The following is an 8,768-nucleotide window of genomic DNA, read 5'->3' on the forward strand; positions in this document are numbered from 1 at the left end:
GCGATGACGAGCCCCGGCTTCCGGCCCACCCACGTCGTCCCCCAGTCCGGGCTGCCCGCCTGGGAGACCCCGGACCCCACCCGGCCCACCGTGCCCCTCGATCCGCTGCTGCCGGTGCAACTGGTCGACCGGCGCGGCGAGTGGGGGCACATCCGCTGCGCCAACGGCTGGTCCGCCTGGGTCGACGGCCGCTGCCTGGTCTCAGTACCGCACGATCCGCCCGCCGCCGACGGGCCGCTCGGCGACTCGGCCGACCCGCGCCCGCTGCTGGCCCGCGCCGAGCAGGCCCTGGCCGACTACCGGGTCGCCCTGGAGCAGCTCGCGGGCGGCGATCTCGACGGCGAGGCCTTCCGCGGCCGTACGCGGGGCCTGCGGATCGGGGTGGTCGTCGACGGCGAGTCCGTGTGGCTGTACGACGCCGACGAGGGGCGGTGGATGTACGGCGACGGACGGCGGCTGACCACCTACGCCACGGACGACCGGGAGCCACGGGAAACCCAGGCGCCGCGGGACACCCAGGCGCAGGGTCACGCACCCACGCGCGTGGTGGCCCCGGAGGCGGGCGAGCTGTGACGGCGTGCGCCCTGGACCTGTCACGGCATGCGCCCTGAACCGTGACGGCGTGCGCTCTCGTCCGCGACGGAGGGCGCCCCGAACCGTGAAGTGCAGCCCCCCGCGCCGTCTACCGCGCGCCTACATCGCCCCGACGGTGCACCGGCCGCGCGAGCAGTCCGCCCAGGAACCCGGCGACCAGTCCCCACAGGGCCGCGAGGCCGACCGCGGGCCACAGGTCGGCCCTGAGCAAGAGCTCTCCGGACAGTCCGCCGCCCAGGTCGCCGATGCCGAGCAGGGACAGGCCGTAGTGCGCCGAGATCCGGGCGGCGAGGCAGATCATGAACACAGTGAGGGCCAGCGCGACGGCCAGGTGCAGGGCGTGCTGCCAGGCCCGCATGCGGGCCGGTGACCATGCCGCCATCAGGAAGGCGGCGGCCAGGATCAGCACCGCGTCCACCACCGGGAGCCACCACACCCGGCCGTCGTGCTCGGCGAGCGTCGACAGGTTCAGCGTGGAGACGTCCGGGGCGCGCAGCACCTGGTCCAGGACATGGGGCATGGGCAGTCCCAGGGGACCGTCCACGCGGCCGTGCCAGGTGGCGCCCAGCCCGAGCGTCAGGGCCAGCCAGACCAGGTTCGGCAGACCGAGCAGGATCACCGCGAACGTCTCCGCGACGTGCCCGCGCGTCGCCGCCGTCACCAACGCGACGACGACGCCCACGACGACGTACGCGATCAGCAGCACGACCATCGCGTGCGCGGCAGGACGCACCGACTCCTGGAACCGCAGCAGCCGCCCCGGCAGCGGCGCCCCGCGCGAGACCACCAGGGCCAGCACCAGGACGCCGGCCAGCCACAGCAGCCCGAACAGCACGGTCTGCGGGACGTCCGTGGTGAACCCGAGCTTCGGCGCCGCGTCGAGCAGGTCGGTGACGGCGCTGAGCGTGCCGTTGCCGGTATCCACGGCGAAGGTCTGCCTCGCCCCCAGGGCCGCGCCGATCAGCACGAGTGCCCACAGCGCCGCGATCCGGGCGGCCCACCCGGCCAGCTCACCGGCTCCGGCGACCGCCCGGTGCCGCAGCGGCCGCAGGAATCCCTCGGCCACCACGAAGGTCCCGGCGAGCGTGACCGACAGCGGGATCACCGTCAGCTCCGCCCGGGACTCGGCGAACACCCCGGCATTCCCCGAGAGCTCGACGGTGCCCCCGACCGCCGCCACCACGGTCGCCAGGACGACCCGGACGAACGCGTTGTCGGGAAGGCCGGTCGCGCCCGCCGCCCACAGCCCCAGCGCGGCCACCACGACCATCGCGACCAGCCCGGCCAGCACCACGGCCCCGGCCCGTACCCAGCCATGACGGGCAACTGCCTGGTCGGACGCGGTTCGGGCACTCACCCTGCCACGCTAAACAGCCCCGGGACGGCCCGCCCGCGGAGCCGGGCCGTCCGCGTCCGCTTGCGGGGTGAGGAGGACCGGAGCACACAATGGGCTAGGGGTGTGACACAAGGCAGCCGAGGCGGCTGAGGCAACCGACGCGGCTGGAGCGGCTGGAGCGACTGTCGGGTGGCAAGGGCGACTTGGCTGCCCGGTGACTTAGGTACCTATCGACACGTACCGCCAAGTGTGTCGGGAGGAAGAGTTCGTGAGCGTGGAACCTCCGTCCTCGGAACGCCCCACAGGACCGCCCTCAGGTCCTCTGTCGGGTCCCTCCCAGCCGCCTCCGGGGCCACCGTCGCAGCCTCCGGGAGGCGGCGGTGGCGAGGAACCGGAACCGCATCGGCCGTGGTGGAAGTCCGCCCCGCGCATCGCCGCGGCCACCGCCGGCGTCGTGATCGCCGTGGTCCTGGCCGTCGTCCTGTCCAACCTGACCGGCGGCCCGGCCAAGGGCGGAGAGGTCTTCCTGGAGGCCGCGAACGAGACGGGCCAGGACGCCTACACCGACTCGGCGAACACCACGGCGGCGAAGGACCACTCGGTCCCACCGCTCACCACCTCCCCGGCCGCGGCCACCGGGCCGACCACCGAGGTGCGCGGGGTGGACGGCGGGTCCGACGGGCTGTACAGCGGCCGGCGTGACGTCTCCAGCTGTGACGTCGAGAAGGAGATCAGGACGCTTCACGCGTCCCCGTCCAAGAACCGCTCCTTCGCCAAGACGGTGGGCGTCCGGCCGGACGCCGTTCCCGCCTATCTGCGCTCGCTCACCCCCGTACAGCTGCGCGCGGACACTCGCGTCACCTTCCACGGCTACCGCGACGGCTCCGGCACCGAACGCCAGGCCGTCCTGCAGACGGGCACGGCCGTCCTCGTCGACGGGCACGGGATGCCCCGGGTGCGCTGCGCCTGCACCAACCCGCTGAGCGCGCCGGTCGCGCAGCGGGGCACGCCCCAGATGAAGGGGAAGGCGTGGTCGGCGTACCGGCCCTCGAATGTCGTCGTGGTCACTCCCGCGCCCCGGGCCGTCCACACCTTCGTGCTCTACGACGCCCGCCACGACAACTGGTTCCAACGTCAGCGGGGCGACAACACCGGCCACACGGACCAGCTTGCCCAGCCGCCACCGAACTGGGTGGACCCCGTGAAACCGCCCCGTGAGAAGCCGCAGGGCGCGTGTGTCTCGCCCGGGGCCACGCAGACGCCCGGCGCGCCGACGGCACCCTGCCCGGGCAGCCCGTCGCCCTCGTCCTCGTCGCCCTCGTCCACGTCGCCTTCGTCGTCTTCCCCGGGTTCGAAGCCGCCGTCGTCGGAGTCGCCTTCGTCCGGGAAGCCGTCGTCCGAGAAGCCTTCTTCTGAGAAACCTTCGTCCGAGAAGCCGTCCTCGGAGAAGCCTTCTTCTGAGAAACCTTCGTCCGAGAAGCCCTCTTCGGAGAAGCCGTCCTCCGAGTCGCCCTCGTCCGAGAAGCCCTCGTCCGAGGCCCCGAAGTCGGAGGCGCCGAAGTCGGAGGCCCCGAAGTCCGAAGCGCCGAAGTCGGAGGCCCCGAAGTCGGAGGCCCCCAAGACCGAGGGACCGCCCTCCTCCGCCGGGCCCGCCTCCTCGGAGAAGGTGACCTCCGGGCCGCCGGCGTCCGAGCCGGGGACCTCGCGGTCGGCCCCGTCACAGCCGTCGGCGCCCGCGTCCCCGCCCAGCGTGGTCCAGTCGTAGTCGGGCGCGGCCACCGGGTCGGCCGCCACCGGTTCGCCGACGGTGCGCGCCCGCCGGACGCGTTACCGGGACTCTTGCAGAAAGCCCCGGCGTTCGCGCCGGGGATGAATGCATCTGAAGACTGTTCTGACCTGTACTTCAGAGCGGGTGTTGTTGCTGCTCGATGTACTGACGGACGGTCGCCAATGGTGCTCGGCCGCAGGATGCGGAGAAATACGAGGGCGACCACAGGTGCCCGTGCATGACGGCGCGGTTGATCCGGCCGGTGAACTCCTGCCGTATCCGGCGGGCGGAGACTCCCTTGAGGCTGTTGACCAGCTTGGAGACGGCGACCTTGGGCGGGTAGTGGACCAGGAGGTGGACGTGATCGCGTTCGCCGTTGAATTCCTTCAGCTCCGCCTCGAAGTCCTCGCACACCTTGCGCATGATCTCTTCGCAGCGTGTCAGTATTTCGTCGTCGAAGACTCCACGTCGGTACTGTGTCACAAAGACCAAGTGCACATGCATAGCCGAAACAACGTGCCTACCTCGTCTGTAGTCGTTTTGCTCCGTCACGAGACCAATCCTAGTAGGGTCTTGGTCATGCAGCTCCGCTACAACTTTCGGGCCTACCCGGATGCCGGGCAGTGCCGTGCGCTGGCGCGGGCGTTCGGGTGCGCGCGAGTGGTGTGGAACGACTGTCTGCGTGACCGGAAGGATGCGCACGCGGCGGGGCTGCCGTATGTGAAGTCGGCGGAGTTGTCGCGGCTGCGTATTACTCAGGCCAAGCGCACCGAGGAACGGGCCTGGCTCGCGGATGTGTCGGCGGTCGTCCTGCAGCAGTCTCTGCGGGACCTGGACACCGCCTACAAGAACTTCTTCGACAGCCTGGCGGGCAAGCGGCAGGGCCGGAAGGTCGGCCCTCCTCGGTACAAGTCGAAGAAGGACATCCGGCAGTCGGTTCGCCTCAACACCAACGCCTTCTCCCTGACCCAGAACGGCACGGTGTATGTGGCCAAGGTCGGCCATCTCAAGGTCAAGTGGTCCCGCCGGCTTCCGGCCGCGCCGACGTCCCTGACCGTCACCAAGGACAGTGCGGGCCGGTACTTCCTCAGCTTCGTCGTCGACACCGCACCGGACATCCTCCCCGAAGTGGAGACGGAAGCCGGGATCGATCTCGGCCTGTCCGCGTTCGCCGTGCTGTCCGATGGCCGGAAGATCGACAGCCCCCGCTTCCTGCGGCGGGCGGAGAAGAAACTCCGGCGCTTTCAGCGGGAGCTGTCCCGCAAGCAGAAGGGGTCGAAGAACCGGGCCAAGGCCCGTATCAAGGTGGCACGTCAGCACGCCAGGGTGGCGGACCGGCGCCGGGACTTCCACCACAAGGCTTCCACGCAGATCATTCGCGACAACCAAGCGGTGTATGTGGAGGACCTCGCGGTGTCCGGTCTCGGCCGCAGCCGGCTCGCGAAGCCCGTGCACGACGCGGGATGGTCCGCGTTCGTCGGCATGCTGGAGTACAAGGCGGCCAAGCACGGCCGTATCTTCGCAAAGGTGGACCGGGCTTTCCCGTCCTCCCAGGTCTGCTCGGCCTGCGGATTCCGCGACGGGCCCAAGCCCCTGCACGTCAGGGAGTGGACGTGTGGGACGTGCGGGACTGTGCACGACCGCGACCACAACGCAGCACGTAACGTCCTCTTCGAAGGATGCCGCATCGTCGCCGCCGGACGGGCGGAGACACTAAACGCCTCGTGGAGCGCCGGTAAGACCTGGACGAAAGTCCCGGCACAGCGCGTTGAAGCAGGAAGCCCCCGGAAGGGTCGCACGACCCAGGCCGGATTCCCTGGCCTTTAGGCCAGGGAGCACGTCAAGCTCCTGGTGTCCAGGCGTGCGCGTGTGTGTGTCGTGACGACGCCCGCTGTGCGCGGTCGGCGAACGCGTGACCGGGACTGTGGCGCCCCGCTCGGGGTACGTGCACTGGTGCAGCAGTGTCTGGCCAGATCGGCTTCGAGAGAGAAACGCATGTTCGACCACCTGGACGGGGCAGTGATACCGACTGGTTTCGACGTGCCCGTGGAACCGCTTCGGCGGGCGGCGCACTACACCGGGGAACCGGGATGCATCGCCGCGGCACGGTCCTTCGCCGCGCGCTTCCTCGACCAGCTCAGGACCGAGTGGTGTGCCGCCATCGACGACCGGGCCGATGGTGAGCTGCTGCTGGTGGTGAGCGAGCTGGTCACCAATGCGGACCGGCACAGCGACGGCCCGTACATCCTGGAACTGGAGGGCACGGACATCGCCGTCACGGTGTCCGTCTACGACAGCAGCGTCGCCCTTCCCCGGCCCTTCCCGCGAGACCCCGAGCGCGTCGGCCGGCACGGTCTGGAGATCGTGTACGCCCTCGCCTCGGAGGTGATCGCCGAACGCGTCCCCGTGGGCAAGCGGGTGTGCGCGCTGATGGCGCTCGCCGACTGAGGCTCGCCCACCAAGGCGCTCAGGCTCGGGCTCTCAGGCTCGCTCGCGCAGCCGAGGGCCCGCGGGCGCCGTCCCACGCTGCCGGACGAGGGCGCGCCAGCGGGCCGTGACGTCAGGCGCAGCCGAGTTCGCCCAGCATGCCGTGACGCAGCCGGGCGATGATGCGTTTGATCAGCCGCGAGACATGCATCTGCGAGCATCCCAGCCGATCGCCTATCTCCGTCTGCGTGGCCTCCTCGACGAACCGCAGCCGGAGGATCTCCCGGTCCCGCTCGCTGAGTTCGGCCATGAGCGGGGCCAGGGCGTGGAAGTCCTCGACGAGCCGGAGCCCGTCCTCCTCCACGCCGATGAAGTCGGCGAGGACCGCCTCCCCGTCCTGGGGGCCGTCACCGGTGAGCGCGGCGTCCAGCGAGGAGGAGTTGTAGCCGTTGGAGGCCAGTTGGCCCTCGATCACCTCGTCCTCGGTGATGTTCATCAGCGTGGCGAGTTCGGCGACCGTGGCCTCGCGGTCCAGGCGGCTGGAGAGCTCGTCGCGTGCCTTGGCCAGCTCGACGCGCAGTTCCTGCAGCCGCCGCGGTACGTGCACCGCCCAGGTGGTGTCGCGGAAGAACCGCTTGATCTCACCCACGATGTACGGCAGCGCGAACGAGGTGAACTCCACCTCGCGCGACAGCTCGAACCGGTCGATCGCCTTGATCAGGCCGATCATCCCGGTCTGGACGATGTCCTCCATGTCGTGGCCCCGGCCGCGGAACCGTCCGGCCGCGAACCGCACCAGCGACATGTTCATCTCGATGAGCGTGTGGCGTGCGTACTGGTACTCGTGCGTGCCTTCCTCCAGCTCGGTCAGACGCTGGAAGAACCGGCGGGAAAGCGCCCGCGCGTCGAGCGGGGCAATCGTGCTCGGGTCCTCGATTGCCGGTAGTGCGTCATCGTCTGGCCGTGCCTTCGCGCCCGTCCTGTCCTCGGCGGTCTTCTCGGCGACTACTGCTCCCGGCCGGATCCCGGCGGATTTCATTGCCTCTCCCACGAAAGTCACGGTTCGACGTCTGCCTCTTCGGCCGCTTGGTTCCGGCCCCTGTCCCAGGTTGCGTGCCGGGCCGGATACCCGGAACCCGGCTATCCATGCGTAACTCGCGGTACGGCTGTCCGAAGTGGCGCCATGTCTGACGCGACCTGAACTCCCGCTGGGCGGACCGTTTTCAGGGGAGACGTACGACTTTCATGGGGGGCGTACGACCGGCGCGGGGCCCACGGAGCGTCAGCCGGCGCCCTTCTCCCGCAACTGCCGGAAGAAGGCCCTGACGTCGTCGACCAGCAGGTCAGGCTCCTCCATCGCCGCGAAGTGGCCGCCTCGGTCGAACTCCGTCCAGCGGACGAGGTTCTCGGTGCGGTCCGCCTTGTGCCGCAGCGGGATCTGGGGGTCGGCCGGGAACACGGCGAGCGCGGTGGGTGCCGTCGAAGGAACGGCCGGTTCATGCGCCCGGCCGGTGGCATGCGCCCGCTCGTAGTAGATGCGGGCGGCCGAACCGGCGGTCCCCGTCAGCCAGTACAGCATCACGTTGGTGAGCATCCGGTCGCGGTCCACCGCCTCCTCCGGCACCTCCTCGGAGTCCGTCCACTCCCGGAACTTCTCGGCGATCCAGGCGAGTTGACCCACCGGCGAGTCCGTCAGCGCGTACGCCAGGGTCTGCGGGCGCGTCGACTGCAGGGCCGCGTACCCCGCCCCCTCGCTCGACCACTGAGCCCACCGGCGTGCCGAGGCGAGCGTCCGCTCCCGCTCCTCGGGGCCGAGGTCCGCCAGCTCCTCCGCCGTGGGCTCGGTGAGCGCCTGCGCGCCCGGCAGCAGGTTGAGATGCACGCCGATCACCCGGTCCGGGTACGCGCGGCCCAGTTCGCGGGAGATCGCGGCGCCCCAGTCGCCGCCCTGCGCGCCGAAACGTTCGTAGCCGAGGCGCCGCATCAGTTCGGCCCAGGCGTCCGCGACCCGGCCCGCCTCCCAGCCCGGCTGTGTGGTCGGCCCGGACAGTCCGAAGCCCGGAATGCTCGGTACGACGACATGGAAGGCGTCGGCGGGATCGCCGCCGTGGGCCGCCGGATCGGTGAGCGGGCCGACGACGTCGAGGAACTCGACGAACGAGCCCGGCCAGCCGTGGGTGATGATCAGCGGGGTGGCGTCGGGTTCGGGGGAACGGACGTGCGCGAAGTGGACGTTCTCCCCGGCGATCGTGGTGGTGAACTGCGGCCAGGCGTTGAGCCGCGCCTCGGCCGCGCGCCAGTCGTACGCGTGCCGCCAGTGGTCCGCCAGCTCCCGCAGATATCCGGTCGGTACGCCGTATGCCCATCCCGCGCCGGGCAGTTCGTCCGGCCACCGGGTCCGGTCGAGTCGTTCGTGCAGGTCGTCGAGGGCGCTCTGAGGGATCGCGATACGGAAGGGCCGGATGCTCTCGCCGGGCGTTGACGTCATGCGCGCGATGCTAGGGCCTCTCGTTTGGATCAGGCCGGGCTCGCGGGGTCTGGCACGCATATCTGCGGCGTTGTCGTCGGTTGCCGACTCCCCCAAGCTCTCGGCTGCGCTCGAGCAGGGGGGACCCCCATCGCGTCGACGCCCTCCTCCGCCTT

Annotated in this window: 8 protein-coding genes; 4 read left to right on the forward strand and 4 right to left on the reverse strand. The window is 70.6% G+C overall.

Annotated elements, in window-relative coordinates; genetic code table 11:
• The first annotated feature begins 3 nt into the window (after positions 1 to 3).
• A complete protein-coding gene (locus ABZ910_RS24205; RefSeq protein WP_361368713.1) occupies positions 4 to 573 on the forward strand; it encodes a hypothetical protein in 570 nt (189 codons plus the stop codon).
• Positions 574 to 682: 109 nt separating this feature from the next.
• Here ABZ910_RS24205 and ABZ910_RS24210 read toward each other — a convergent pair whose 3' ends face one another.
• On the reverse strand, positions 683 to 1,951 hold the full coding sequence (locus tag ABZ910_RS24210) for a streptophobe family protein (protein ID WP_361368715.1): 1,269 nt from the start codon (positions 1,949 to 1,951) through the stop codon (positions 683 to 685).
• A 433-nt stretch (positions 1,952 to 2,384) separates the two neighbouring features.
• Here ABZ910_RS24210 and ABZ910_RS24215 point away from each other — a divergent pair, with 433 nt between their 5' ends.
• Complete coding sequence (locus ABZ910_RS24215) at positions 2,385 to 3,695, forward strand: DUF6777 domain-containing protein (RefSeq protein WP_361368717.1); 1,311 nt, start codon at positions 2,385 to 2,387, stop codon at positions 3,693 to 3,695.
• Between the two features lie 138 nt (positions 3,696 to 3,833).
• Here ABZ910_RS24215 and tnpA read toward each other — a convergent pair whose 3' ends face one another.
• Positions 3,834 to 4,250: an IS200/IS605 family transposase gene (gene tnpA, locus ABZ910_RS24220; protein ID WP_361368719.1), complete on the reverse strand. Its 417-nt coding sequence runs from the start codon at positions 4,248 to 4,250 to the stop codon at positions 3,834 to 3,836.
• A gap of 27 nt (positions 4,251 to 4,277) precedes the next feature.
• Between tnpA and ABZ910_RS24225 the strand changes: the two genes are divergently transcribed.
• Both ABZ910_RS24225 and ABZ910_RS24230 read left to right on the forward strand, forming a co-directional pair.
• Complete coding sequence (locus ABZ910_RS24225) at positions 4,278 to 5,525, forward strand: RNA-guided endonuclease TnpB family protein (RefSeq protein WP_361368721.1); 1,248 nt, start codon at positions 4,278 to 4,280, stop codon at positions 5,523 to 5,525.
• 168 nt (positions 5,526 to 5,693) lie between these two features.
• Positions 5,694 to 6,146, forward strand: coding sequence for an ATP-binding protein (locus ABZ910_RS24230; protein WP_361368723.1), 453 nt, complete (start codon positions 5,694 to 5,696; stop codon positions 6,144 to 6,146).
• A gap of 112 nt (positions 6,147 to 6,258) precedes the next feature.
• On the opposite strand, the gene ABZ910_RS24235 is transcribed toward ABZ910_RS24230, so the two are convergent.
• The gene (locus tag ABZ910_RS24235; RefSeq protein WP_361368725.1) at positions 6,259 to 7,164 is read right to left on the reverse strand and encodes a SigB/SigF/SigG family RNA polymerase sigma factor; all 906 of its coding nucleotides are present in this window, start codon (positions 7,162 to 7,164) and stop codon (positions 6,259 to 6,261) included.
• Positions 7,165 to 7,407: 243 nt separating this feature from the next.
• Complete coding sequence (locus tag ABZ910_RS24240) at positions 7,408 to 8,613, reverse strand: epoxide hydrolase family protein (RefSeq protein ID WP_361368727.1); 1,206 nt, start codon at positions 8,611 to 8,613, stop codon at positions 7,408 to 7,410.
• Between the last annotated feature and the right edge of the window lie 155 nt (positions 8,614 to 8,768).

The organism is Streptomyces sp. NPDC046805 (assembly GCF_040645355.1).
Taxonomy (GTDB): domain Bacteria; phylum Actinomycetota; class Actinomycetes; order Streptomycetales; family Streptomycetaceae; genus Streptomyces.